Consider the following 25,949-nt stretch of genomic DNA (forward strand, 5'->3'; position numbering starts at 1 on the left):
AATCACCTACTATTCTTATTATTCAGACAAAAAATCTAATACTTCTTGATTGAAACGTTGAGGATCTTTTCTAGCTAACTGATGTCCTTGTTCGTTCACTAAAACAAAAGAAGCATTTGGGATCGTTTTTGCTAGGTAAAGGGAGTGTTGCAGTTTGATCACATCTTTTTTTCCAACAATAATTAATGTTTTACATTTAATTTTCTCTAAATCTGCTGTTGAAAGACCGATATCTTTTAACAACAATTTGATCACCAACAAATTTTTTCTAAGCGATGGGCAAACTAAAGAAAGCAACCACATACCAATATAATGACAGTAGCTAAGCAGTCTCGCTGAGAATAAAACCCCTTTAACTAAAGTATTTCCTGAATTTAATATTAATCGATGTACTTTCTCTGGATAATAACTTGAAAAGACCAATCCAAGATTAGCTCCATCACTAAAACCTAGTATATTTGCTTTTGTAATTCCTTCAAGTAGCATGATGGTATAAAGATCTTCTGCCATCAAACGAAAAGACAAGGTATTTGCTTGATTCGTTGAACGTCCGTGACCTCGACTATCAATGAGATAAACGGTATAAAACTGACTAAAGACAGGAACTTGCTCTGAGAAGAAACGACCACTGCCATCATTACCATGGAGTAAAAACAGAGGCATGCCATTTCCGCTTTTCTCATAATAGATCTCTGTTCCATCAGTCATTTTTGCATATTTCTTTTCTTTTTTCACATAATCACCTACTGGTTAAAGTATAACGACAATTCTCCTATAAGAGCAATTGTTTTCCTAAAAAAACAACGATCATTTTCGTAAGATAGTAAAAAATTCCGAAAATTTCAGTTTTTATTAAGGAAAGGAACAAATGATTAGTAAGAAATAGCCAAGAACGATAATAAATAGTAAGATAAAAAAAGATGTCAAAATAACTAGGTGAATGTTTATGAAAAAAAAGAAAAAATCAATCTTTCGAAGAATCGTCTCTTTTTTAGTGATTGTCTTGGTCATAGGAGTATTGATCATCTTAGGAAAAACCTATCAATCGATTAAAAGAGTAGAAAAGTACGAACCAGAAATAACAACAGCAATCAAAAAGTACCATATGGAAGAGTACGAGTCTTTGGTCAAGGGGATCATTTTAACAGAATCAAAAGGCAAGGGGATTGATTTGATGCAAAGTTCGGAAAGCGCCTATGGTAAAGCCAATGTGATCGATAATCAAAAAGAAAGTATCGATCAAGGAGTCAGCTACTTAGCAGAAATGATCAATGAGGCAAAAAAACAAGGATGTGATCTTGATACAGCTATACAAGCCTATAACTTCGGTAAGGATTATATTGTCTACGTAAAAAACCGAGGTGGGGAAAATACTATGGAGATAGCAGAAGAATATTCCAAAAATGTCTTGAGTCCACTTTTAGGTAATGAGAAAAAAACCAAGTATCGCTATTGGCGAGTCCCCTCATTGCTTTACAATGGCGGTTATCTTTATCATAATGGAGGGAACATGTTTTACACAAAAGTTGTCAAGATGAATGAAGACCTCATTGAGTTATATGACAAAGTTTTTAACTAATTGAGTGTAATGCTGAGATTTTTTGCTAGATCTTTATCTTATCAGAAAGAAGGAGTGCTCAAAAAAGTGGAAAAAGAACAAATCATAACAGAAAAGGTAGCGAAAGATTCAGGGAAAGACTGGCTATTGCGCTTTGTAAAGGGAATGTTTATCGGTTCGGGTTTTATTTTACCGGGGGTAAGCGGAGGCGCTTTAGCAGCTGTTTTTGGGATGTACGAACGATTGATCTCTTTTTTAGCTCATCTAACCAGAAATTTTAAAGAAAACGTGCTTTTCTTTTTGCCTGTCGGATTAGGAGGCATCAGTGGAGTCTTTTTGCTTTCCTTTTTGGTGAGTTTCTTATTAGGGACATATGAAACGACGATTTTATGGTTTTTTGTTGGGTGTATTGTAGGTACTGTTCCAGCGTTGTGGAAAGAAGCTGGAAAGAAAGGGCGGCAATCAGGTGATATCATCCTGATGATCGTCACATTGATCGTGGCTTATTTCTTTTTACTTTACGGATCACAACTATTTGATGGTCAAGTTGAACAAAACACAGTAACTTGGATCATCACTGGCGGTCTAATCGGCTTAGGGATGATTGTTCCTGGACTGAGTCCCTCGAATTTTTTAGTCTATATGGGGTTATACAAGGCGATGGCTGATGGTTTCAAAGAAGCTCGCTTAGACGTGATCTTACCGATCGGTTTAGGCGCGGTAGTCTGCGTGTTGACGTTATCAAAGTTATTTGATTTTATCTTTTCTAAGGCATATAGTAAATTGTTCCATTTTATTTTAGGAGTTGTTTTTGCTTCGACGGTAATGATTGTTCCTACAGATTACACAAATTTAAGTTTACTAGGAATCATCTTTTGTCCCATTTTATTTTTTGCTGGTATCGCATTAGGTTGGTGGATGAGTCGTTTAGAAGAACAATATAAATAAAGGTTGAATGGCACATGATTTTTTGCTGGGATTTCTCAGCGGCATAGAATCATGTGTTCTTATTTTGTATAAATTTGTAAAAAATAAGTTGTTTTTAATAATAGAACAAGCTAGACTTAAATATATTGATTATTTTTTGAAAGTTGGCGAAAAATGGAAACGAAAGAAATGAATGGTCTTACTCAGGAAGAAGTGAGACAAAAAATTTCCTCTGGGCAGCAAAATGATTACCAAGAGGATGCATCAAAAAGTACTAAGCAGATTCTTAGTGACAATATACTAACGCTGTTCAATTTTTTAAATTTTGGTATTGGGATTTGCTTACTATTGGTCGGTGCCTATTCCAATATGGCTTACCTGGCAATCATTGTGGTGAATATCATTATTGGTATCTATCAAGAAATCCATGCTAGAAATCTAGTAAGAAAGTTATCGATTGTTTCGCAATCAGAGGTACGAGTTGTCCGCGAAGGAAAAGAGCAGTCGATTTCAACGAAAGAATTAGTTTTAGGAGATGTCGTAAAGATTGGTGCAGGGGAACAGATCCCTTCTGATTTAAGAGTGATCTCAGGACGCGCAGAAGCCAATGAGGCACTATTGACAGGGGAGTCAGACCTGATTGTCAAAACCGCGGGAGATGAATTGCTTTCAGGTAGTTTCTTAACCAGTGGTTCTGTTTTAGCTCAAACGATTCGTGTTGGCGCAGACAACTATGCAGTTCGCCTAACGAGTGAGGCAAAAACCCATAAAGCGATTCATTCTGAACTTGTCGATTCTATTCGAAAAGTATCGAAATTTACTAGCTTCATTATCATTCCATTAGGTATTATTTTATTTTTAGAAGCGTTATTTATCCGTGATGCTTCCATTAAGATTTCTGTTATTGCTTCGGCAGCAGCATTACTAGGGATGTTGCCTAAAGGCTTAGTACTTTTGATTAGTATTGCACTGACTACTGGTGTAACGAAATTAGCAAAGAAAAGAATCTTGGTCCAAGATATGTATTCGATTGAAACACTTGCTCATGTAGATACGCTTTGCTTGGATAAAACAGGGACGATCACTGAAGGAAAAATGAGTATCCAACGGGTCGAAGCCCTAAATCCTAAGTACGAAAAAGCGATTCCTGAAATCATGGGAACCTATCTAGCTGAAAGCAGTGACAATAATCTTACCATGCGGGCACTTAGAGATTACTTTCAAGTAGCTAATCGCTATACTGTGACTGAAAAGTTAGCTTTCTCTTCTGACCGAAAATGGGGAGCGATGGAGTTTCCTGAATTAGGTGTGATCTATGTAGGAGCTCCTGAACGTTTGGTAGAAAAATCACAACTGCCAGAAAGTTTGGTGGATGCTCAAGCAAATGGCTACCGTGTATTGATGCTGGGTGTCGCTCCTGAACAACATTTGACTGAAGGAGAGCCAAAAGGCGTTGAACCAATCGCACTATTTGAGATTGACGATCCAATACGTAAAAATGCAGAAGAAACATTAGCTTATTTACATGCTGAAGGTGTGAATCTAAAGGTTATTTCAGGTGATAATCCGTTCACAGTTTCAAATATTGCCCGCCGTGCAGGCTTACCAAATTATGATTCGTATGTTGATCTTTCTACGATGACAGAAGAAAAAGCTGTCCGGGAAGCCGCTCATGAATACACGGTCTTTGGTCGTGTGAGTCCACAACAAAAGAAAACATTAGTGAATGAATTAAAACAAAGTGGTGGAACTGTGGCTATGACTGGGGATGGAGTCAATGACGTATTGGCACTGCGTGAAGCAGACTGCAGTATCGCCATGGCTGAAGGAGACGGTGCAACAAGACAAATTGCTAATCTCGTTTTACTTGATTCTGATTTTACGACTTTACCAGAAGTCTTATTCGAAGGGCGTCGTGTCGTAAACAATGTGACCAAAGTTTCAGGTATTTTCTTTATCAAGACGATCTATTCGTTTATTCTTTCTATCTTATGCGCAATTACTGCAATCGGGTTTCCATTCATCCCAATCCAGATCACATTGATTGACTTAGCTATTGAAGGTTATCCTTCTTTCTTCTTATCGTTTGAACAAGATAAACGAAAGATTACCTATCGTTATTTACCAACAGCATTGATCAATGCATTGCCAAATGCATTGCTAGTCGTATTGAATATTATTGTGGTTTATATTTTAGGAAAAGTTTTGCCATTTACCCAGTTGCAAACGACCACTTTAATGTATTATCTATTGATCGGAATCAGCTGTATGGCAGTAGTCAAAGCGTGTTATCCATTTAATCCGTTGCGAATTTTCTTAGCGGTAACAACTGTTGTAGGGATTTATGTAGCAGCGATGCTTTTCCATCATCTGTTAGAAGTTGATCTTGGGTTAGGAACGGCTTGGCCATATTTCATTGGTTTTATGATCGTTAATATCATTTTGAGACTGATTTATGGAAAGACCAATATCCGTGACTACTTATTGAATAAATTAGCAACAACGAAATAAACCGTTGCTTGTTCTTAGAATGACAAGTATTATACTTGAAAAAGTTTAGAATTGTGATAGAATGAAACATGTATAATTGTGTCCTTTAAAATCGCACTGATTTTCGTTAGTGCGATTTTTTACCGGTTATTCTCCTGAGGTATCTCTTTGACAGATGCCAATTAGCTATTTACAGGGGGTGAAAGCATGGCTCAACGGATTCCTCAAGAAGTCATTGAAACGATTCGTGGACAAACGAATATTGTTGAGGTGATTGGTCAATACGTCCAATTAAAAAAATCTGGAAAGAATTATTTAGGTTTGTGTCCTTTTCATGAAGAACGAACACCATCTTTCTCGGTGGCTGAAGATAAACAGATTTTTCATTGCTTTGGTTGCGGAAAAGGAGGAAACGTCTTTACTTTTCTTCAAGAACTAGAAGGACTTAGTTTCCCAGAAGCAGTCGTTAAAGTTGCTGATTTTGAACAAATTCAGTTAGAAGATCAATGGCGCAAACAAACACTTCCCTTCGAAAATAGCGATTCAATTACAGGAAAATTGATTTTAGCGCATGAAAAAGCCGCAGAAGTATATCATCATATGTTGCTACACACGAAAGTAGGCGAGCAAGCTTTAGATTACTTACTACAACGTGGTTTGACACTAGAATTGATTGAAGAATTTGCGATCGGATTTGCACCGAATGAACGTTCATTTTTGAAACAAGTATTTAAAACTGAAGCATACGATCAAGAAGTGTTGGAACGTTCTGGTTTGTTTATCTCTCATGAGGATGGAGGAATATCTGATCGGTTTTACCAACGTATCATGTTTCCTATCAGAAACCCTCAAGGGCGCACGATTGGTTTTTCTGGACGCTGGCTTGCACCAGAAAAAGGACAAGAAAAAGATCAACCCAAATATTTGAATAGTCCAGAAACAGAATTATTCAATAAAAGACAAGTGTTGTTCAACTTGGATAAAGCACGTAGTGATATCCGAAAAAGCGGTGAAGTTCTTTTATTTGAAGGTTTCATGGATGTCATTGCTTCTTGGCAAGCAGGTGTAAAAAATGGGATAGCTTCCATGGGAACGAGTTTAACGAATCAACAGATCCAGCAGATTGAACGAGTAACCAAAGAACTAGTTTTTTGTTACGATGGAGATAAGGCAGGATTCGAGGCAACGAATCGAGGGATCGAATTGTTACGACAAAATAGTCGATTGCAATTATCAATCGTTGTGATTCCGGAAAAACTTGATCCCGATGAATATTTACGTAAATATGGAAATGACTCCTTTAATGAACTGATCTTTCATGGTCGTGAAACGGTCTTTACTTTCAAGTCACGTTATTTGAAGCAAGACAAGAACCTGGAGAATGAAAAAGATAAAATCCAGTACTTAGAAGAGGTATCGAGAGAACTTAGTCAAGTTGTCTCGCCAATCGAACAAGATATGTATTTGTCGCAACTAGCGACCGAATTTCAACTTAGTCGTGAAACCCTGCAAAAGCAAATACGGGATTTTCGCAGGGAAAATCAAACGAATCGAACCAACCAACCAACGACATTGCCAGAACCAGCTATTTCACGGACGGCAATAACGAAAAAGAGACCGCTGACTCAAGTAGAAAAAGCGGAACAAATGCTCTTGTACAGAGTGTTCAAAGAGATATCTGTCCGTAATCTTTTGAAAGAACAGCAATTTCAGTTTATTCATGACATTTATGCAGAAGTATATTTTTTATTCGATGCATTTGTGTCACAACATGATGAATTCAACCTTGCGGAGTTTTTGGACTTTTTGCAAGATGAAAATTTAAGGCGTTTAGTGGTGGAAATCGAGTATTTGCGTGTAGCCGAAGAAAGCACACCAAGAGAAATCCAAGACTTATTGCGTGTAATCAGAAAGTCTAGTTTAGCTGATGAAATAACTTTAAAAAAACAAATGCAGCAAGAGGCTAGAAGAACTGGAAACAAGCAATTAGAATTGGAATTAACGATTGAGATCATTAATTTAACAAAACAGTTAAAACAAGCCGAATAGCTACTCAAGGGGGGCCTTCTTTTATGGCAAATGTAACAGAGAATAAAAAGTATGAAGCAGCAGTAGCAGCTTTTATCAAAGAAAACAAACCAAAAAGACAAGTCGTGTATGATGATCTTTCAAATAAACTTGCAACGCCATTCACATTGAATGCGGATGAGATGGATAAATTGATCCAAAAAGTCGAGGATGCTGGAATCAGCGTTGTTGATGAAAACGGAGATCCATCGATCCATAGCTTGAAGAGTGCAGAGAAAAAAGCGGAACAAGCAAAAACAGAAGATCTGTCAGCACCTACTGGTGTAAAAATCAACGATCCAGTTCGTATGTATTTAAAAGAGATTGGTCGTGTTTCCCTATTAACTGCGGAAGAAGAAGTAGCTCTTGCTTTAAAAATCGAAGAAGGTGATCAAGAAGCAAAACAGCGTTTAGCTGAAGCAAACCTTCGTTTGGTCGTAAGTATTGCTAAGAGATATGTTGGACGTGGCATGCAATTTCTTGATTTGATCCAAGAAGGAAATATGGGCTTGATGAAAGCTGTTGAAAAATTTGACTATCGTAAAGGATTCAAATTTTCAACTTATGCTACATGGTGGATCAGACAAGCAATCACTCGTGCCATCGCTGACCAAGCACGTACGATCCGTATCCCAGTGCATATGGTAGAAACCATCAACAAATTGATCCGTATCCAACGTCAATTACTTCAAGATTTAGGAAGAGAACCGACGCCAGAAGAAATTGGGGCAGAAATGGACCTTCCTACAGAAAAAGTACGTGAAATATTGAAAATTGCGCAAGAGCCAGTTTCTTTAGAAACACCAATTGGTGAAGAAGATGATTCTCATTTAGGAGACTTCATTGAAGACCAAGAAGCTACTAGTCCTGCAGAACATGCGGCTTATGAATTGCTAAAAGAACAATTAGAAGATGTTTTAGATACATTGACTGACCGTGAAGAGAATGTTCTCCGCTTACGTTTTGGTTTAGACGATGGCCGTACCAGAACACTCGAAGAAGTTGGGAAAGTATTCGGAGTAACACGTGAACGTATTCGACAAATAGAAGCGAAAGCGTTACGTAAATTACGCCATCCATCACGTTCAAAACAATTGAAAGATTTCTTAGAGTAAAAATAGGATTCAAATTTTGAATCTTATAGACAATGACTGTCTTTTAAAATTGCGAGTAGCCTTTAGTGAAAACAAAGTAGCACGGGATCAGAATAGATGATCCCGTGCTACTTTTTTAGTCAATAGCTGAGTCAAAAGCTTGAATCTGATCATAATAAACAAATAATTGATGCGCTATTAACATTATGATGATGAAAACATAAATAATTGCGTAACTATGCGTAATTATAAGAAACTTTTTATAAATTATTTGTTTTATTTTTACGAGTTATACTATTTGACATCTGTTTGATCAAAATAGGCTCTTGGCGAAACTTTCAGAATATGGTAGATTAAATGGTAGCGTAAACCTAACAAAAGGAGCCGATCGCTCAGTGATAAAAAAATGCCCAACGTGTGGATCAAAGAAAATCAAAGGAAAGTTGATTTGTCCTGATTGTGGTTACCAAATAAAAGAGCAAGACCAACACACGAATGAAGAAAAGAACAACAGTCAATTACCAATAGATTCTTCAGAAGAACATTTTCCTGACACGGAATTAAATGATCCAATCGAATGGTCAGAATTAACAGAGTTACCATTAGAATCGGTCATGGCCTTGTTTAAAGAAGAATCATCTGAAGAAACGAATCTAGCAGAAACTAATGATGCTGAAGATGTAGTCACTAAAAAGACAAATACAAAGCCGTCAACAAGTGAAGAAGGAACTGATTCGAAAAAACAAGTTAACGGCGATGAAATGACGGATGAACTCGAAGCAGAACAACAAAAAAGAGTAGCTGAATTAAAAGAATTTGTTGATCATGAAAAAGAAAATTCGATTTTATCTGCTTATATCAAAGCTCATAGAGAAGATACAACAGAAGAACATGCAGAAGAATTGATGCGAATGATCCAAGAGGAACTCGCAGCTAAAAATGCCAAAGAGACTGATTCAAAACAAGAAAGTACAGTGCCAGGAACTAACGAACGTGAAACGAAAGAAAAGGAAACAGTTGATACGAAGGATAGCGTTGTTCAGCCAACTGACCATCAAGCGATTGATCAAGAAGAAACGTTTGAAACGGCAACAGAAAAAAATCATGAACGCTTAACGGCACCCCAAACTTCAGAAGAAAATCAACTGCTTTCTTCTAAGGAACAAACTGAAGAACCAGTGCCCGCTTCAAAAACGACTCACGTCCAATCATCGTCAGAAAAACTTTTGATAGGAAAAAAAGAAGTCGAAGAAAAAACGAGTGTGGAAGATGTCGATAAAAACTCAACCCATGAGGTCGAAGCGTTAAACGAAAATTTGAAACCTGAAGTTTCAGAAAAAGATATTCCGAAAGCAGCTCCATCACAAGAGAATCAATCAAACGGAGAAGTTCTAAAAGAAGAAATATCGAAAAAAGAAACAGCAAAAGAAGAAGTACCGAAAGAAGAACCAAAAGAAGAAATTCGTAAGAAAGATTCTTCAAAACCAGAAGCTATAGAAAAAACAGAATTATCAAATGAAATCGATCAAAGGACAGAAACGGAACAAAAAGAACCAGTTACATCAGCTAAGACTGATGAGGGGAAACGAAAAAGATCGAAAAAAGGACCGTATCTGGCTTTAGCAGCAATCGTCTTGCTCGGAGTCGGTGGTTGGGCTTATTATGACCATCAGCAAGATGTTCAGGCACAAATCGCTGCACAAGAAGAAAGACAAAAACAAAAGGTGGCAGATCTACAAACAGCCTTGAATGCTTTTTATACAGATCCGTCTCACCAGTTTATCCGTACTTCAATGATCAATCAAGACTTAGCTAAACTAAAGACTGATCTGAATGACGTAAAAAAAGAGAAAGAATACCCTGAATTAGAAAAAACATTCCAGGATATCCAAACCAAAATCAAAGATATTCAACGTGTCAACCAGTTATTTACTTCGGTAGTGATTGACGATGATCATTTAGCAGCTGATCCCAAACTAAAAGAGGATCAAGCCATTCAACCAATGACTACAAATGAAACTGCTTTTGGACGTCTGATCAAGCAAGCGCAAACCGAAGCAGAGGACCAATACAAACAATTACAGACGGCTAAAGATAAAGTGAACGTTGTCTATCATGATAATCAAGTCGTAGACAGTGCGAACAGAGAGCAGTATGACGAAGCAAAAAATGCTGTAGAGCAAATCAAAAATGAAGAGCTAGCTGTCGCTTTAAAAGATCAACTAAAAAAAGTAGATGAAACCTTGACTGCGAAAGAGCAGAAAGAAGCACAAGCAAAAGAAGAAGCAAAAAAAGCTGAAGAAGCAAAAAAAGCAGCTGAAGCAGCCAAACAAGCCAAACAAGCTGCAGCTCTGGCTGCACAACAAGCAAAATCTAGTTCCACTACCAATAAGACTAATTCAGCCAATCAACCCATCATGTCAACTCGACAAAGTGATGTGGCTGATGCATCTAATCCAGCATGGAATTGGGCACCAGGAGTCCAACAAAGTGTTATTGCTACTTGTATTCAACGAGGCTACATTGTGGCAGGTGGATATAAACTAGAAAAAGCGAGAATCGAAAATGGTGAAGGTTACTATAATCTTTATGCTACTTCAACCCAATCTAATTTGATGCGTGGAATCGGTGAAAGTGCATTGCCATTTTATATTGTGACGATCAATTGTAAAACAGGCTGGTTTGGCGGAAATGGCAGCCATTAATCTGCTAGATAGACAATGATCAAATACTACTCAGATATCGTAGATCGTATGGAACTAAGTGGATGACCATATAGGATCAGATACACGATGTCTGAGTTTTTTTGCGACGACTAAGACCAAACCAACTACTAATCATGGGAACATTATGTTATGATAGCTAAGAAAAGATGGCTGAATCTTTTATAAATAAGGAGAAATAAGATGAATGAATTATTGGCAACAATATTTACCGGAATGGTAATTGATGAAAATGAAAAAAATTACTTTGTCCAGAAAAATGGACAAACTTTTGGATTAAGTAAAACCGAAGGGACCTATCGTATCGGTGAAGCAGTCGAAGGGTTTGGTTATCAAAATCAAAAACATGAAAATCGTTTTACTACGTTGATTCCTAAAAGTCGAATTGGTCATTATGCTTTTGGTACAGTGACTGCTTCACGAAAAGATTTAGGAGTATTCGTCGATATTGGATTACCCGACAAAGATTTTGTAGTCTCATTAGATGAACTACCAACGATGACAGAACTTTGGCCTAAAAAAGGCGATCGTTTAATGGTTGCTTTAAGAGTCGATAGCAAAGACCGAATTTGGGGTAGTTTAGCCGATGAAAAGATTTTTAAATCATTGAGTAAACGTGGAACAGAAGAAATCAAAAATAAAGACATTACAGGCGTTGCTTACCGCTTGAAACTGACCGGAACGTACGTCTTAACAGATGATTATTATATCGGATTTATCCACCCATCCGAACGCTATAATGAGCCGCGCTTAGGTGAACAAGTCAAAGGACGAGTAATTGGCGTGAGACCTGATGGAGTATTGAATCTTTCATTAAAACCAAGAGCATATGAAGCAATCTCTGATGATGCACAAATGATTTTAACAATCATCGAACGATCAGCAGATGAGCAAATCCATTTTACTGACAAATCTGATCCGGAAGATATCATGAAAACTTTTGGTATAAGCAAGGGAGCTTTTAAACGAGCAATCGGCAATCTATTAAAACAAGGACTAGTCAAACAAGAAGCAGGCGTAACGAAACGAATTAGAAAATCTAATTGAGAATACCTTGCATGTTTTTCTTAACTAGCTTATAATTATTTTAATTTAGAAAGAGATTCTTTTTGTTTGATTATAATTATTATAAATTGTCGGGGTTGAATACATGGTTATGAATGCGATGTCAGTAATGAAAAAAACGAAACAACAATTGCACGAGTCGGGGTTCAAATTAACCCCACAAAGAGAAGCAACTTTACAAGTACTTTTAGAAAATGAGAAAGAACATTTATCGGCAGAAGAAGTCTTTTTTCTAGTGAAAAAAAAGAGTCCAGAAATTGGGTTAGCTACTGTCTATCGGACGTTAGAGATTTTGACCGATTTGAAAGTCATTGATAAAGTCAGCTTCAATGATGGTGTTGCTCGCTATGACTTGAGAAAAGAAGGAGCAAAACATTTCCATCATCATTTATTGTGTTTACGATGTGGCACGATTGAAGAGGTTGAAGAAGATTTATTGTGTGAAGTGGAAGAAATTGTGGAGCAACGGTATCACTTTTTGGTAAAAGATCATCGCTTAACATTTCATGGTATTTGTCAAAAATGTTACACTAAAGAAAAAGAAAGCAAAACCGTCTGATTGCTAGACGGCTTTTTCTTTGCCTAGCTGTAAAATAGACTATCGAAAATGAAGGGTATCTGATATGATAGAAGAGCACGAGGTGGATTATTATGAATGAAGAAATTAATGATTATCTCCACTATTTGACGATTGAACGTGGCTTGTCATTAAATACGAGAAAAAGTTATGAACGAGATTTGTTACAGTATCTTCACTATTTAGAAGATGAGCAAATCACTTCCTGGCAAGATGTCGATCGCTACGTCGTGATCAATTATCTGGAAAAGATGCATGATGAAAAGAAAGCTCCAGCAACCGTGACCAGAATGATTACTAGCTTGAGAAGATTTCATCAATTCTTACGTCAAGAACGATTGACTGATCATGACCCGATGCAACACATTGATACGCCTAAAAAGGTTCAAAAGTTACCTAGTACCTTATCCTTGACTGAGGTTGAACGATTGATCGAAACACCTGATACAACCAAAAATCTAGGGATCAGAGATCGAGCAATTCTAGAAGTCATGTATGCAACAGGTATGCGTGTCAGTGAACTCGTTGGTTTAAAGCTAAGTGATCTTCACTTGTCGCTCGGCTTGGTCCAAACACTTGGTAAAGGGGACAAAGAACGGATCATACCTCTAGGTGATTATGCGATCCAATGGTTGGAGCGGTATCTAGACGAAGCACGCCCTCTCCTTGTAGCGAATCCTTCTGAAACGCATGTATTTGTCAATCATCATGGTACAGGGTTATCACGGCAAGGTATCTGGAAAAACCTTAAACAATTAGTGCGTGAAGCAGGAATCAATAAAGAGGTCACCCCTCATACTTTAAGGCATAGCTTTGCGACACATTTGCTGGAAAATGGTGCAGATCTTCGAACGGTACAGGAATTATTAGGACATGCTGATATCTCAACAACACAAATTTATACACATATCACAAAGAAAAGAATGACGGATGTTTATAAGCAGCATTTTCCAAGGGCTTAGTCATAGGAAGGTGAAAAAATGTTAACACATTACCGAAAAGAAAATCGTAAAATTGCTATGGGACTGTTAAGTTTTCATAAGAAACTAACGGATAAATCGAATTTACTCAAAGAAATCAATACCTATGAAACAGAAGAAGGATATGAACTTTTTTTCTTCACACCAGAAGGTTCAACGAATATTCAAGGGATTATTGGTGTTTATTGGGGTGAAAATCAGGAATTGATTATTCACGATGTTTCATTGAATCCATCTTATCGGGGAGATCAGATGGGCTTTCAAATGCTTGATGAACTTCAAGAAAAATACCCAGACTTTTCCATACGACCAACAGAGATTACCCGTCCATATCTCGCAAAATGGGTCGATCGAAACAAGAAGAAAGAGTGAATATGGTGACAGAAATCAATATCAAATTAGATATATTTGAAGGACCCTTAGATTTACTCCTTCATTTGATCCAGCAAATGGAGATCGATATTTATGATATCCCGATTGCAACGATCACTGAGCAATACATGAGTTATATCCATACGATGAAAACTCTTGAACTTGCTGTTGCTGGAGAATATCTAGTGATGGCTGCCACGTTGATGGCGATCAAAAGCAAAACTTTGTTACCTGTTCAAGAAGCAATCATTGAAGATGAGTATTGGGAAGAGGACCCGCGTGACGAATTAGTCAATCAATTATTGGAATATCGAAAGTATAAGTATGCTGCAGAGCAGTTAACCGAAAAAGCCCAAGAGAGAAGCTTATATTATACGAAAGAACCAGTTGCAGTAGACGATCTCATTGGACAAGAGAAACCATTGAAACGTGGACAAGTCAAAAAGATTGATTTGTTTCATGCGATGGAAAAAATCTTAGAGCGAAAGAAATTCTCAGAGAAAGTTGAAAAAACGATTACTCCTGATGATACAACAATTGAAGAACGTATCATCTTTATTGAAGAGCGTCTTAAGCAACATCATAAGGGATGCTCTTTTGAGTCTTTTTTTGAAACGCCTTCGAAAACAGAAGTAGTCACTACATTTATGGCTTTATTAGAAATGATGAAAAATGGTCAGATCGTTGCGCAACAAGAAGGAAATTATGAAACAATTATGCTTTATCTAGCAGTAGGAGATACCAAAGATGACAAAATTAAGTGAACTTGAAGCCATTTTATTTATTGTTGGCGAGGAAGGAATCGGGTTAGAAGAAATCAGCTATCTGTTAACTATTACGAAAGAAGAGACAGCGGCTTTATTAACGGAATTAAAAACAAGATATGAAAATGATCCAGCTAGTGCTTTGCATATTTTGGAAACAGAGGCACATGTCGTTTTAACAACCAAAAAAGAGTTAGCGCCATTGTTGAAACGCTATGCCCAAGGGACGTCTAATACTCTCTCACAAGCAGCTGTCGAAACGTTGGCGATCATTGCATATAAACAACCGATTACCAGAGTAGAAATCGAACAAATTCGTGGGGTTCAAGTCTCAGGTGCCATTCAACGGCTAGCTGCTCATCAGTTGATTGAAGAAAAAGGACGCGTGGAAGGACCTGGACGACCTATTTTGTATGGGACGACTCCTTATTTTTTAGATTATTTTGGTCTCAACTCATTAAAAGACTTACCAGATATACAAGCAATGGAGCATTCATTAAACGAAGAGTCTTCACTCGACTTATTCTTTGATGAAATGGATGAAGGAGAACAGATATAATGGAAAGACTACAAAAAGTAATTGCGCATGCAGGGATCACTTCCAGACGTAAAGCGGAAGAATATATTTTGGCTGGACGAGTAAAAGTCAACGGCAAAGTAGTAAAAGAACTCGGAGTAAAAGTTAGCAAACGTGATTTGATCGAAGTAGATGAAGTGCCGATTTATCAAGAAGAATACGGGTACTATTTACTATATAAACCAAAAGGCGTGATTTCCGCTGTTGCTGATGACAAGGGGCGAAAAGTCGTAACTGATTTGCTTCCAATGGTGAAAGAACGAATTTATCCAGTAGGACGATTAGATTATGATACTTCGGGTATACTGCTCTTGACTAATGACGGTGATTTTGCGCAACGTTTGACCCACCCGAAACATGAAGTAGACAAAGTATATGTGGCGAAAGTCAAAGGGATTGCTACTAAAACAATGTTATCTCCCTTGACGAAAGGGATAAAAATCGAAGGGAAACGAACTTCACCAGCACGTTACCAAATATTATCTGTGGATCCTAAGACAAATCATAGTATCGTTGAATTGACTATCCATGAAGGTAGAAATCATCAGGTAAAAAATATGCTTCAAGCAGTTGGCTTACCTGTTCAAAAATTAAAACGAGAAAAATACGGCGATTTGACGCTTCAAGGCTTACGCCCTGGCGACTATCGTGAGTTGAACAAAAAAGAAGTCAGCAGTTTATTGAATCAATCAAAATGATTACTTACTTATTATAAGAATAAATGATTGCATTTTTTCTCAAGCGATGTATAATGTAAAGGTAAACAAAATTATAAATGGTTCGTCTTCAGGGGCAGGGTGAAATTCCCGACCGGTGGTTATAGTCCACGACCTACTTTACCTAAGTAGCTGAATCGGTGAAATTCCGATACCGACAGTATAGTCTGGATAAAGAAGATAGAGCTTATTTGACGTAGTTTTTTGCCAAATAACTCTAACTCTCCCTGTTATTGGAGAGTTTTTTTATTTGCAAAAAGTTCGTCGAAAAGTTCGCTGAAGAGGAGTCCTAACAGGAGGATTTCAAATGAAGAACACCCGTGTACAAAAAATGGTCGCTGTGGCATTATTTGCTGCGATCGGATTGGTTTTGCAATATATCGCATTTCCGATCATGCCAGCCTTTAGTTTTTTAAAGATCGATTTTAGTGATATCCCAGTACTGATCAGTATGTTTTTATTTGGTCCAGTTGCTGGATTGGTTACAGCTTTCTTACGATCGATCTTACACTTGATCACTACTGGCTTTTCACCAGATAATTTGGTAGGAGATACAGCCAGCTTTTTAGCAACAGCTATCTTTACCTTACCTATTTTCTACTTCTTCCGTAAGAAGACTCAAGTAGGGAAAAATAAGTTTTTAGGTGTGATTTCTGGTACGATCGCAATGACGATCTTCATGAGTGTCGCAAACTATTTTGTGATTACCCCATTGTACCTTATGTTTTTAGGTTTAAATGCTAATCAAATGTTAGGAATGCCGTTAGCTAATTATGTCCTGATCGGAATCGTCCCATTTAATATCATTAAAGGATTTATCGTCAGTGCTGCCTTTTTGGTTTTACACGCAAAATTATTGCCATGGTTAAGTCGGAAACAACACCAGTTGGCACAAAGACATACAGTGACGAACAACAAATAAATAGTACAGCAGCTCATGCTCGTTTATCCATTTTTAGAGGGAAGCATGAATTGATGCCACTTTCTTAATTATTTTATCATTAAAAAAATCAGTCAAGGCTCCTTAACTTTTACAATATAAAAAGTTAAGGAGCCGTTTTTGTCAGTACTAGTATTTCTGAAAAAGTAGTCCAACTATTAGAAAAAAAGGGGATGAGAAAATAAACATTGTTTTTTCTAAAAAGAATTCAAGGAAATAAAAAAATATCGGAAATTTTAATGAAAAAAAATTCATTAACCCACGTTGTGTAAGCGTTTTATAAACGGTGTTTGAGTATTTCTTTTGTTTATGCATAAAAATGTATTTTATGATTCAAAATGTGAAATTAATCACTTTTTGAATGATAAATAGTTTTGTTATAATGGAAGTGGAAAACGCTACAATTGTATTGAAAAAGCTTTACCTTAAATTTCATAGAGGAAGGAGTGAAAGCAGGATTTTTGAATAAAGTTTGCCAAATCAATAGGTTATTGTTTTGGTTATCGTATTCTTTTTGATAAAATAACTGATGGAATCACTCTTATAAGATTCTAATGTTACAAGAAAGGGAGAAGAACATGGAACAAACAAAGAAGAAACAATTTCAAATGCCTTCAGCGTATACGGTCTTATTTATTATTATTGCGATTATCGCTGTACTAACTTGGTTCATACCAGCTGGACATTATAGTGTCAATGATGCAGGCAACATCATTGCTGGATCATATGAACGAGTAGAGCAAAATCCTCAGGGGCTATGGGATATCTTTATGGCACCGATTAATGGGATGCTAGGTGTACCTGCTGGGGAATTAACGAAAGAAACACCGGCTGCTATTCCAATTTCATTCTTTATTTTAGTTGTGGGTGGTTTCTTAGGTATTATCAATAAAACTGGTGCTTTGGATGCAGGGATTGCTTCCGTTGTAAAACGCTTTAAAGGGAAAGAAAAAATGTTGATCCCTGTGTTGATGATCTTATTTGCATTAGGTGGTTCAACTTATGGTATGGCGGAAGAAACTATTCCGTTCTATGCTTTATTGATTCCTGTTATGATGGCTGTTGGGTTTGATACAGTTGTTGCAGTAGCTATCGTTTTAGTAGGGTCACAAGTTGGTTGTTTAGCTTCAACCGTTAATCCATTTGCTACTGGGGTGGCTTCTCAAGCAGTGGGTATCTCAATGGGTGAAGGAATCGGGTTACGTTTCTTGATGTTCGTGGTACTACTGGCTATCTCAATTGCTTATGTCTACCGTTACGCATCTAAAGTGGAAAAAGACCCAACGAAATCACTTGTATATAAACAACGTGAAGAAGACATCAAACATTTTGATATCGATTCAATTGGTCGTCAAGAATCAATTACTAAAAGACAAAAACATGTAAATATCCTATTTTTCATTACCTTTGGTATTATGATCATTAGTTTGATTCCTTGGACAACATTGAATAAAAACTTTACGATTTTTGAATCATTAACTAACTGGTTAACAGGGTTACCTGTAGTCGGAACTGTTTTAGGTAAAAACATGCTTCCTTTAGGAGAATGGTATTTCCCAGAAATTACCATGTTGTTCTTAGTGATGGCCATTGTAGTGGCAATCACTTACGGAATGAAAGAATCAGTCTTTATTTCTGAATTCTTAGCAGGAGCTTCAGATTTGATCGGTGTTGCGATCGTGGTAGCTGTTGCACGTGGTATCCAAGTTGTGATGAATAATGGTTTAATCACTGATACGATCTTACATTGGGGTGAACAAGGATTAAGTTCATTGTCATCTAGTGTCTTCTTGATCTTAACGTTTATCTTCTATATCCCTATGTCATTCTTGATCCCATCAACTTCTGGACTAGCAGCAGCTACTATGGGAATCATGGGACCAATGGGTGAATTTGCAGGCGTTGGTAAAGATTTAGTTATCACTGCTTATCAATCAGCATCTGGTTTGGTCAACTTGATCACACCAACATCAGCAATCGTTATGGGGGCTGTTGCGATCGCTCGTTTTGATATTTCCGTTTGGTGGAAATTCACAGGAAAATTGATTGCTATCCTATTTGTAGCCATTTGTGTTATCTTAGGTGTAGCGGCAATGTTATAACAAAGTAGACAAAACCGTTGACTTAGAGTGTACATGGTTTTCTACTTGATGTGAATGGACAAGATCCAAGCTCAACTATTTATTGTTTGAAAAAAGAGGTTGTGTCTGTTGTTTTGACATAACCTTTTTATTATATTAGGAGGCTAGTAACATGAAACAATTTGTAACAAAACAACATCATGAACAAGCATTGGAATCTTTAAATGAATTGATTCGAATCCCTTCAGTTCTGGACGAATCAGATACTGGTGAAGGGCATCCTTTTGGGACAAAAGTGATCGAAGCATTGGATAAAGTGTTAGAAATCAGTGAAAATCTAGGATTTAAGACATTTAAAGATCCAGAAGGATATTATGGTTATGCGGAAGTCGGATCTGGCGATGAGCTATTTGGTATCTTGTGTCATATGGATGTCGTTCCAGCTGGCGATGAAAACAATTGGGATTCTAAACCATTTGAACCAACTGTCAAAGATGGTTGGTTGATCGGAAGAGGATCACAAGATGACAAGGGACCTTCCATCGCTGCAATGTATGCTGTCAAATCTTTGATGGATGCAGGCGTTGAATTTAATACACGTATCCGATTTATTTTTGGAACCGATGAAGAAAACTTGTGGCGTTGTTTAGATAAATACAACGAAAAAGAAGAAGGTATTACGCAAGGATTCGCACCAGATGCAGAGTTTCCATTGATTTATGCTGAAAAAGGATTACTACAAGCTTACCTAACTGGACCGGGAACATCTGAATTTTCAGTTAAAGCTGGTGGCGCACTGAATGTCGTTCCAGATGCAGCTCCTTATGCTGGTGAAAAATTAGCTGAAGTCAAAGAAGCATTGAAAAAACATGGATTTGACTTTGAAGATCAAGGAGAATCAATTGTCGTTCTTGGAAAAAGTATCCATGCCAAAGATGCAGCAGAAGGTGTCAATGCAATCTCTCGTTTAGCGATTGCTCTTTCTGAAGTATTTGATTTTGCTCCAATCAACTTCTTAGGTCAATTAGTTCAAGAAAATGCTACTGGTGAAAACGTGGTAGGAAAAACGGTGGATGAACAATCTGGCGAATTGACAATGAACTTTGCTAGTCTGGAAATTACTCCTGAACAAACTAAAATCGGGGTCGACATGCGTATCCCAGTAACTTTCAAAAAAGATGAACTCGTAGAAAAACTAACAGAAACTGCTAAAAAGTATGACTTGACTTATGAAGAATTTGACTTCTTAGATTCCCTTTATGTTCCATTAGACAGTGAATTGATCAAAAATCTTTTAGGAACTTACCGTGATATTACTGGTGATATGACTGAACCATTTGTATCTGGCGGTGCAACTTTTGCACGGACGATGAACCAATGTGTAGCATTTGGTGCAATGTTCCCAGATACCCCTGATTTTATGCATCAGGCAAATGAACGTTGGGAACTAAGCAGCATGTACAAAGCAATGGAAATCTATGCAGAAGCTGTTTACCGTTTGTGTGGAAAATAATCATTTGAAATGCTCAACTAAATACACTTTAGTTCAATAGAGAACGAAACTGCTCTCTTACTGTTAAAGGCTGATGAAGGTCAATGTACATTCATCAGCCTTTTGTTTTGTTATAGTGGGTCTTGTTGAGGGGAAGAGTCAGGTCTCAGAAAGATCGCATTTAGTGCCACTGGCTAAACAAATTTATTCTTTTTCAAGAAAAAAGAGTTGCAATTTATTCGTATTTTATTTAGTGTGAATTTATAATCGATCAATAGGTACGATAAAAGGAGAATAGGTGAGAGATGTGAAGATATTTAAGCGAGTATTAATTGGTATAATTATTTTTTTGGGGCTAGCAGGAGGCGCTGGGTACTACTATTTACAACAAAATACCTATGAACCATCTAGTCAAGCAAGTCAAATAGCCCAAAATGGAAAGGATAAAAAAGATTATTTATTTTTTGAGACGAAAGAAAAAAGTCAAAAACCACTGGTTATTTTTTATCCAGGTGCTTTGGTTGAACCAGCTAGTTATAGTGTCTGGGCTGAACAATTAGCAAAAAGTGGGTACTCCGTAGCAATCGCTAAGATGCCTCTTGACTTAGCCATACTTAGTGGGAATAAGGCAGATAAGATCAAAGAAGACTTTTCAAATCGAAATTATGTGATTGGTGGACACTCCTTGGGGGGCGTCATGGCGAGTCGTTATGCTAATCAGCATTCTTCTGACAAACACTTAAAAGGAATCTTTTTCTTAGCAAGCTATCCTGATGAAAAAGGTACATTGGCGAAAACGACATTACCTGTATTAAGCCTGACTGCTTCTAATGATAAAGTCTTGAATCAAAAAGCCTATGAATCAGCTAAAGAATATTTACCTGAGCAAACAGAATATGTTTCGATTAATGGAGGAAATCATGGCGGATTTGGCAGCTATGGGGAACAAAAGGGAGACGGTAAAGCTAAGATTACAAACGAAGACCAACAAACAGCGATTATTAATACGTTAATCAATTGGTTAGGAGAATAGAGTTCCAGACCTAAATCTTACAGCTCACTTTAAAAATGAGTAAAAAGTGTGTATCAGCTCTTTGAAAAAAGCTTGGATTTTTTATAACATGAGAAACTGTTAAAAAAATTCAAGCTTATTGTTATCGTAGCTTCCCGCTTCTTTCATGACTTTATCTAAGGCAGTTCAGAAGTCCATTTATCAGAAACTTTGCCGAAGAGCTACATAAGTCACAATCTTTATATAAATAGACTAGAGATAAATCAACTCAAACTTTCACTTGAACATAGAAAGAAATTTGTTCAGACACCATTTCCAGGTCAACTGCCTACTTTTCAAATCATCATTGTTAGAAACACTTACATTGATTTATATTCATTTGGTTAACTAGTTTTCATGATTTCTCTAATAAAATAGCTCTTACTGGACATTTTTGATAAGCTTTTCTGACGGCTTCCTCGTCAGTTTGAGAAACAAATTGCTGATGAGCTTCTGGTTCTTGCGCAAATAAAACGATTCCTTCTTCATCATAATCAAAGATATCTGGGGCTTCGATTTGACAAAGACCACAAGCGATACAGCGCTCAGGTACTAATTTACATAGTAATGACATTTTGACCATCCTATTCTTAAGGGGAGTAATATGACTTCATTTATTTTAGCTTTATTTTCAACAAGAAACAAGTTAAGGATCAGCTCCTTATACCAAGTTATCACAGGAAAACGAACGAGTTCGGTATTGATTTATAGTTTTTTAAACCATTTATTATTTATACATGGTAGTTTTCCTAAAATGAATCAAGAAGAATTTACACGTATCATTGACCAATTAGTTGACCAAAAGCTCCTTATTCAGCTAGAAGATGGCGTGATGATCACTCATTTAGGTGAAAAAGCTTTAGCAGAAAAAAAGATTGATCTAGAAGGGCTCCATTATGATCGTTATGGCAGAACCGCTGAGAATTGTTGGCGGTTGATCAAGTTTGCTGTTCAAGTTGTCTCTCATCTGGTAAATAATAAAAAGGAATACTTACCGATTGAAACTAGTCCCTATTATACTATCCAAGTAAAAAAATGGTTAGCTGACACACAACTAGATCGACAAACCTTAGCAAAAAAATTAAGCCAAGAACTGAGTGAAATCTTTTCAACGATGACGTCTGAATCGGCTAACTTTCTGGCCAATCAATTTTCAGGTATCCAGTCACCTGGTCTATTAACTTATCAATTAACAGAAATAACCAATGAAGTGCAACGTGAATTGTATGAAGCAAAGCAAGTACACCTGCTGCTAAAAACAATCGAAGAAAAAAAAGATTCGTTACTTTTTCAATTGGTTTCACCACTACTTATGCAAAACTTCAATCAAAGTATGTTAACGACGAGAAAACTGATTTTATCTGGATGCTCAATTGATGAAGTAATGAAGATACGTCATTTAAAAAGAGGAACAGTAACCGATCATTTGATCGAATGGCAACTTTATTTAACTGAATTTCCTTATCAAAAAATGATCACCAAGCAGACATTTAAGCGACTAAGTCAACTATCGAACATCAAAGAATGGAATTATCGAGAATTAAATGAAGTCGCACCACTGGACTATGGAGAGTTTCGTTTTTATCAAATTGGTGTATTGAAAGGGGAACTGAAGAATGTCGCTGAAGGATGAACTACAAAAACGTTTTGGATTTACTTCGTTTCGTTCAGGACAAGAAGAAATCATCCAGTCTTTATTGAATGACCAAGATGTCCTCGCAGTGTTACCGACAGGAAATGGAAAAAGTCTATGCTACCAACTGACCGGTTATCTGCGTGAAGGAATGGTTATCATTGTTTCACCTTTGCTTTCATTGATGGAGGATCAGGTGATGCAACTACAGAAACAAGGAGAAAAGCGAGTTGTTGCTTTCAATAGTTTACTATCTAGAACAGAACGATATTATGTGTTAAATCATTTGTCCAATTATAAATTTTTATTTTTAAGTCCAGAAATGTTGACGCAAAAAGATGTGATAGAACAATTACAAAAACAAAAAATTGGGTTATATGTGATCGATGAGGCGCATTGCGTTTCTCAGTGGGGGGTAGATTTCCGTCCGGAATACCAACAACTAGGAGAAATTGCTCAGAAATTAGGCTCTCCAGGAACGCTTGCCTTGACAGCAACCGCTACTACAGCCGTGCAACATGATATTGAAACTGTCTTGTTTCAAGAAGTGCCAGTTCGAATTATCCATTCGGTTAATCGACAAAATATTGCTTTATATGTCAAAAAGACTTCCCAAAAAGAAGCTGATCTAGAGGACCTGATGAAACAAGCAAAAGGCTCGATGATTATTTATTGTGCGACAAAGAAAGAGGTAGAGCGTTTGTATCAGCTATTTCGCTCACGTTTTACTATCGGCTATTATCATGGTGGATTAGAGGCATCACAAAGGCGACAGTTGCAACAACAATTTAGTCAAAATAAACTTCAATTTTTGATTGCGACGAATGCTTTTGGTATGGGCATCGATAAGCCAGATATCCGTTATGTTGTCCATTACGATTTACCAGATAGTTTAGAAAATTATGTTCAAGAAATCGGGCGTGCGGGAAGAGACCAACAGGCGAGTGAAGCGATTCTTTTATACAAAGAAAATGACGAACGCATTCATTATTTTTTTAATCAACTTTCTAGAGAACAACGACAAAGTTTTGAAATTTATCTGCAATATCATAGCAATGAACAAGAACAATTCGATGAGATTCAACAAAAATGGTTAGAAATAATTGCACAAACGAGCAATCCGCAAGAGTGGTTAAATCGGCTAAAACGTCAAGAAAAAGAAAAGGAATATCGACTACAACAAATGCTTCATTATGTCAATGCAAAGACTTGTCGAAGAGCGCTGATTCTTGAATACTTTGGGGAGAAACTGATAAAAAAACCAGAAAAATGTTGTGATATTGATGGAGCGGTCCTTACGAGTCAGGAAAATAGAGAAGTCAGCCCATCTGTAGAGCTAAAACAGTGGCAAGATATTTTACTAAATTTATTTTAAAAAAACATTGGATAGAAAATTTATAAGACAATCGCGTTCTGGCTATGGTATAATATTCACGATAGAAATTAGGAGGTTAATAAGGTGAGCAGAAAAGATAGACATCATTCATCAGAAAATAATGAAACACAAGAGCCATGGGAACAACCGATTTATGACACTGAAGACGAAGTTTCTTCAAGAAGTTCTCAACGACAACAAAAGAAAGGCAACACGCTGTTTTTGTCTCTCTTCTTAGTATTATTAGTATTGTGTATTGCAATTCCAGCGGGAGCTTACTTCTGGATTAGAAATGGGTCTTCCAATGCTTCAAGTGCATCATCAACTACAACAACGTCTTCTGTAGTGGAAAGTACGACCTCATCAGAAGTATCATCAACAAAAGAATCAAGTACGGAGCCTGAAAGCACTACTCAGACAGAATCAGTAGTAGCAAGTACACCACAAAGTACTACTGTACCAGAGGAAACAACGCCTTCGACAACGTCTACTTACCAACAAGAAACACAACCAACTAGCACGGTAGAAGAAGCGACAACACCATCCTCTTCGGCTGCTGCAGATGGATCAACAGTGACTGTTCAACCAGGTGACGGACCTAAACAAGTAGCTGAACGTGCCGGGATCACTATTGATCAATTATTTGCATTAAATGGTTTAGATCCAAATAATTATATGATTTATCCTGGACAACAATTAAAAGTTAAATAATCTTAGCCGCGATCTGCGGCTTTTTTTTTGAAAAGGGAGTTATAGCATGACACAAATCAGTATTGCAATAGATGGACCTGCTTCGTCAGGTAAAAGTACTGTTGCAAAAATTTTGGCAAAAGAATACAACTATATTTATACCGATACAGGCGCCATGTATCGTGCCATTACGTATCTAGCGATAAAACATCAAGTACCTTTTGGAGATGAAGAGCAACTCGTAAAGCTGATCCAAGCCTATCCAATCTCTTTTATCCAAGAGACAGACGGTCAACACGTTTTGGTGGCAGACCAAGATGTAACTACAGAAATTCGTCAGCCAGATGTGACCAAGGCAGTTTCTGAAGTTTCTGCTCATCAAAAAGTACGTGAAGCACTGGTTTCGATCCAACGTAAAATTGGTGAACATGGTGGGGTTGTAATGGACGGCCGAGATATTGGTACTTCTGTTTTACCTCAGGCAGAAGTGAAAATATTTTTAGTAGCAAGTGTAACAGAACGGGCACAAAGACGCTATAAAGAAAATATTGAAAAAGGGATACCAACAGAGTTGGAAACTCTTACGAAGGAAATCCAAGAGAGAGATCATTATGATTCTACAAGAAAAGTATCCCCTTTAAGACAAGCGGATGATGCCATTCGAATCGACACTACTGGAAAATCGATTACGGAAGTTGTCCAATCCATCAAAAAAGTGGTCACAGAAAAAGGCTATCTTTTGTAAAAAGGGAAAAACTCAGGATTTTTAGGGTAAAC

At 37.1% G+C, this 25,949-nt stretch carries 23 protein-coding genes and 1 riboswitch; of the genes, 21 read left to right on the forward strand and 2 right to left on the reverse strand.

Features of this window, described 5'->3' with window-relative positions; genetic code table 11:
- Positions 1 to 18: 18 nt before the first annotated feature.
- Positions 19 to 735, reverse strand: coding sequence for an alpha/beta fold hydrolase (locus IGJ11_RS04715; protein ID WP_010719591.1), 717 nt, complete (start codon positions 733 to 735; stop codon positions 19 to 21).
- Positions 736 to 946: 211 nt separating this feature from the next.
- Here IGJ11_RS04715 and IGJ11_RS04720 point away from each other — a divergent pair, with 211 nt between their 5' ends.
- From IGJ11_RS04720 to IGJ11_RS04800, 17 genes are all read left to right on the forward strand, one after another.
- The gene (locus IGJ11_RS04720; RefSeq protein ID WP_053766455.1) at positions 947 to 1,579 is read left to right on the forward strand and encodes a lysozyme family protein; all 633 of its coding nucleotides are present in this window, start codon (positions 947 to 949) and stop codon (positions 1,577 to 1,579) included.
- Between the two features lie 144 nt (positions 1,580 to 1,723).
- Positions 1,724 to 2,506, forward strand: a complete 783-nt coding sequence (locus IGJ11_RS04725) for a DUF368 domain-containing protein (protein WP_242697180.1) — start codon at positions 1,724 to 1,726, stop codon at positions 2,504 to 2,506.
- A 168-nt stretch (positions 2,507 to 2,674) separates the two neighbouring features.
- A complete protein-coding gene (locus IGJ11_RS04730; protein WP_179299871.1) occupies positions 2,675 to 4,996 on the forward strand; it encodes a cation-translocating P-type ATPase in 2,322 nt (773 codons plus the stop codon).
- A gap of 186 nt (positions 4,997 to 5,182) precedes the next feature.
- The gene (gene dnaG, locus IGJ11_RS04735) at positions 5,183 to 7,024 is read left to right on the forward strand and encodes a DNA primase (RefSeq protein ID WP_010719587.1); all 1,842 of its coding nucleotides are present in this window, start codon (positions 5,183 to 5,185) and stop codon (positions 7,022 to 7,024) included.
- A gap of 23 nt (positions 7,025 to 7,047) precedes the next feature.
- The gene (gene rpoD / locus IGJ11_RS04740) at positions 7,048 to 8,157 is read left to right on the forward strand and encodes an RNA polymerase sigma factor RpoD (RefSeq protein ID WP_010719586.1); all 1,110 of its coding nucleotides are present in this window, start codon (positions 7,048 to 7,050) and stop codon (positions 8,155 to 8,157) included.
- 374 nt (positions 8,158 to 8,531) lie between these two features.
- Positions 8,532 to 10,841, forward strand: coding sequence for a cell division site-positioning protein MapZ family protein (locus tag IGJ11_RS04745; protein ID WP_207432453.1), 2,310 nt, complete (start codon positions 8,532 to 8,534; stop codon positions 10,839 to 10,841).
- Positions 10,842 to 11,042: 201 nt separating this feature from the next.
- Positions 11,043 to 11,906 (forward strand): CvfB family protein, encoded by an 864-nt coding sequence (locus tag IGJ11_RS04750; protein ID WP_010719584.1) that lies wholly within the window; start codon positions 11,043 to 11,045, stop codon positions 11,904 to 11,906.
- Positions 11,907 to 12,009: 103 nt separating this feature from the next.
- On the forward strand, positions 12,010 to 12,483 hold the full coding sequence (gene fur, locus IGJ11_RS04755; protein ID WP_010719583.1) for a ferric iron uptake transcriptional regulator: 474 nt from the start codon (positions 12,010 to 12,012) through the stop codon (positions 12,481 to 12,483).
- A gap of 92 nt (positions 12,484 to 12,575) precedes the next feature.
- Entirely contained in the window at positions 12,576 to 13,463 is an 888-nt protein-coding gene (xerD, locus tag IGJ11_RS04760) for a site-specific tyrosine recombinase XerD (RefSeq protein ID WP_010719582.1), read from the forward strand.
- Between the two features lie 18 nt (positions 13,464 to 13,481).
- Positions 13,482 to 13,853, forward strand: coding sequence for a hypothetical protein (locus IGJ11_RS04765; RefSeq protein WP_010719581.1), 372 nt, complete (start codon positions 13,482 to 13,484; stop codon positions 13,851 to 13,853).
- On the forward strand, positions 13,850 to 14,617 hold the full coding sequence (locus tag IGJ11_RS04770; protein ID WP_277749450.1) for a segregation/condensation protein A: 768 nt from the start codon (positions 13,850 to 13,852) through the stop codon (positions 14,615 to 14,617). The genes IGJ11_RS04765 and IGJ11_RS04770 overlap by 4 nt, the downstream gene beginning before the upstream one ends.
- Positions 14,601 to 15,176: an SMC-Scp complex subunit ScpB gene (gene scpB, locus IGJ11_RS04775; protein WP_181914903.1), complete on the forward strand. Its 576-nt coding sequence runs from the start codon at positions 14,601 to 14,603 to the stop codon at positions 15,174 to 15,176. Before IGJ11_RS04770 ends, scpB begins: the two co-directional genes overlap by 17 nt.
- Positions 15,176 to 15,892, forward strand: a complete 717-nt coding sequence (locus IGJ11_RS04780; RefSeq protein ID WP_010719578.1) for a pseudouridine synthase — start codon at positions 15,176 to 15,178, stop codon at positions 15,890 to 15,892. Before scpB ends, IGJ11_RS04780 begins: the two co-directional genes overlap by 1 nt.
- A gap of 80 nt (positions 15,893 to 15,972) precedes the next feature.
- A riboswitch (FMN riboswitch) is annotated at positions 15,973 to 16,096 on the forward strand.
- 121 nt (positions 16,097 to 16,217) lie between these two features.
- Positions 16,218 to 16,832 carry an ECF transporter S component gene (locus IGJ11_RS04785; RefSeq protein WP_010737347.1) on the forward strand — a complete coding sequence of 205 codons (615 nt, stop codon included), beginning with the start codon at positions 16,218 to 16,220 and terminating at the stop codon, positions 16,830 to 16,832.
- A 596-nt stretch (positions 16,833 to 17,428) separates the two neighbouring features.
- Entirely contained in the window at positions 17,429 to 18,952 is a 1,524-nt protein-coding gene (locus tag IGJ11_RS04790; protein ID WP_010719576.1) for a YfcC family protein, read from the forward strand.
- A gap of 151 nt (positions 18,953 to 19,103) precedes the next feature.
- A complete protein-coding gene (locus tag IGJ11_RS04795) occupies positions 19,104 to 20,444 on the forward strand; it encodes a M20 family metallopeptidase (protein ID WP_081128717.1) in 1,341 nt (446 codons plus the stop codon).
- Positions 20,445 to 20,730: 286 nt separating this feature from the next.
- A complete protein-coding gene (locus IGJ11_RS04800; protein WP_053766480.1) occupies positions 20,731 to 21,456 on the forward strand; it encodes an alpha/beta hydrolase in 726 nt (241 codons plus the stop codon).
- Between the two features lie 373 nt (positions 21,457 to 21,829).
- Here the strand turns inward: IGJ11_RS04800 and IGJ11_RS04805 are convergent, their stop codons facing one another.
- Positions 21,830 to 22,048: a ferredoxin gene (locus tag IGJ11_RS04805; protein WP_010719573.1), complete on the reverse strand. Its 219-nt coding sequence runs from the start codon at positions 22,046 to 22,048 to the stop codon at positions 21,830 to 21,832.
- 30 nt (positions 22,049 to 22,078) lie between these two features.
- Between IGJ11_RS04805 and IGJ11_RS04810 the strand changes: the two genes are divergently transcribed.
- From IGJ11_RS04810 to cmk, 4 genes are all read left to right on the forward strand, one after another.
- The gene (locus IGJ11_RS04810) at positions 22,079 to 23,107 is read left to right on the forward strand and encodes a helix-turn-helix domain-containing protein (RefSeq protein ID WP_207432451.1); all 1,029 of its coding nucleotides are present in this window, start codon (positions 22,079 to 22,081) and stop codon (positions 23,105 to 23,107) included.
- Entirely contained in the window at positions 23,091 to 24,482 is a 1,392-nt protein-coding gene (locus IGJ11_RS04815; RefSeq protein WP_207432449.1) for a RecQ family ATP-dependent DNA helicase, read from the forward strand. The genes IGJ11_RS04810 and IGJ11_RS04815 overlap by 17 nt, the downstream gene beginning before the upstream one ends.
- Before the next feature lie 84 nt (positions 24,483 to 24,566).
- Positions 24,567 to 25,193: an SAG1386/EF1546 family surface-associated protein gene (locus IGJ11_RS04820; RefSeq protein WP_010719570.1), complete on the forward strand. Its 627-nt coding sequence runs from the start codon at positions 24,567 to 24,569 to the stop codon at positions 25,191 to 25,193.
- Positions 25,194 to 25,239: 46 nt separating this feature from the next.
- Positions 25,240 to 25,917: a (d)CMP kinase gene (cmk, locus tag IGJ11_RS04825; protein ID WP_010719569.1), complete on the forward strand. Its 678-nt coding sequence runs from the start codon at positions 25,240 to 25,242 to the stop codon at positions 25,915 to 25,917.
- Positions 25,918 to 25,949: the final 32 nt, after the last annotated feature.

It is taken from the genome of Enterococcus sp. DIV0691, from assembly GCF_051711145.1.
Lineage (GTDB): Bacteria > Bacillota > Bacilli > Lactobacillales > Enterococcaceae > Enterococcus_B > Enterococcus_B hirae.

What these genes read in the sequence shown, in the direction of transcription:
- IGJ11_RS04720 (WP_053766455.1), top strand. Translation starts at nt 947, where the DNA reads ATGAAAAAAAAGAAAAAATCAATCTTTCGAAGAATCGTCTCTTTTTTA.
- IGJ11_RS04725 (WP_242697180.1), top strand. Translation starts at nt 1,724, where the DNA reads ATGTTTATCGGTTCGGGTTTTATTTTACCGGGGGTAAGCGGAGGCGCT.
- IGJ11_RS04730 (WP_179299871.1), top strand. Translation starts at nt 2,675, where the DNA reads ATGAATGGTCTTACTCAGGAAGAAGTGAGACAAAAAATTTCCTCTGGG.
- dnaG (WP_010719587.1), top strand. Translation starts at nt 5,183, where the DNA reads ATGGCTCAACGGATTCCTCAAGAAGTCATTGAAACGATTCGTGGACAA.
- rpoD (WP_010719586.1), top strand. Translation starts at nt 7,048, where the DNA reads ATGGCAAATGTAACAGAGAATAAAAAGTATGAAGCAGCAGTAGCAGCT.
- IGJ11_RS04750 (WP_010719584.1), top strand. Translation starts at nt 11,043, where the DNA reads ATGAATGAATTATTGGCAACAATATTTACCGGAATGGTAATTGATGAA.
- fur (WP_010719583.1), top strand. Translation starts at nt 12,010, where the DNA reads ATGGTTATGAATGCGATGTCAGTAATGAAAAAAACGAAACAACAATTG.
- xerD (WP_010719582.1), top strand. Translation starts at nt 12,576, where the DNA reads ATGAATGAAGAAATTAATGATTATCTCCACTATTTGACGATTGAACGT.
- IGJ11_RS04765 (WP_010719581.1), top strand. Translation starts at nt 13,482, where the DNA reads ATGTTAACACATTACCGAAAAGAAAATCGTAAAATTGCTATGGGACTG.
- scpB (WP_181914903.1), top strand. Translation starts at nt 14,601, where the DNA reads ATGACAAAATTAAGTGAACTTGAAGCCATTTTATTTATTGTTGGCGAG.
- IGJ11_RS04780 (WP_010719578.1), top strand. Translation starts at nt 15,176, where the DNA reads ATGGAAAGACTACAAAAAGTAATTGCGCATGCAGGGATCACTTCCAGA.
- IGJ11_RS04785 (WP_010737347.1), top strand. Translation starts at nt 16,218, where the DNA reads ATGAAGAACACCCGTGTACAAAAAATGGTCGCTGTGGCATTATTTGCT.
- IGJ11_RS04790 (WP_010719576.1), top strand. Translation starts at nt 17,429, where the DNA reads ATGGAACAAACAAAGAAGAAACAATTTCAAATGCCTTCAGCGTATACG.
- IGJ11_RS04795 (WP_081128717.1), top strand. Translation starts at nt 19,104, where the DNA reads ATGAAACAATTTGTAACAAAACAACATCATGAACAAGCATTGGAATCT.
- IGJ11_RS04805 (WP_010719573.1), bottom strand. Translation starts at nt 22,048, where the DNA reads ATGTCATTACTATGTAAATTAGTACCTGAGCGCTGTATCGCTTGTGGT.
- IGJ11_RS04810 (WP_207432451.1), top strand. Translation starts at nt 22,079, where the DNA reads ATGACTTCATTTATTTTAGCTTTATTTTCAACAAGAAACAAGTTAAGG.
- IGJ11_RS04815 (WP_207432449.1), top strand. Translation starts at nt 23,091, where the DNA reads ATGTCGCTGAAGGATGAACTACAAAAACGTTTTGGATTTACTTCGTTT.
- cmk (WP_010719569.1), top strand. Translation starts at nt 25,240, where the DNA reads ATGACACAAATCAGTATTGCAATAGATGGACCTGCTTCGTCAGGTAAA.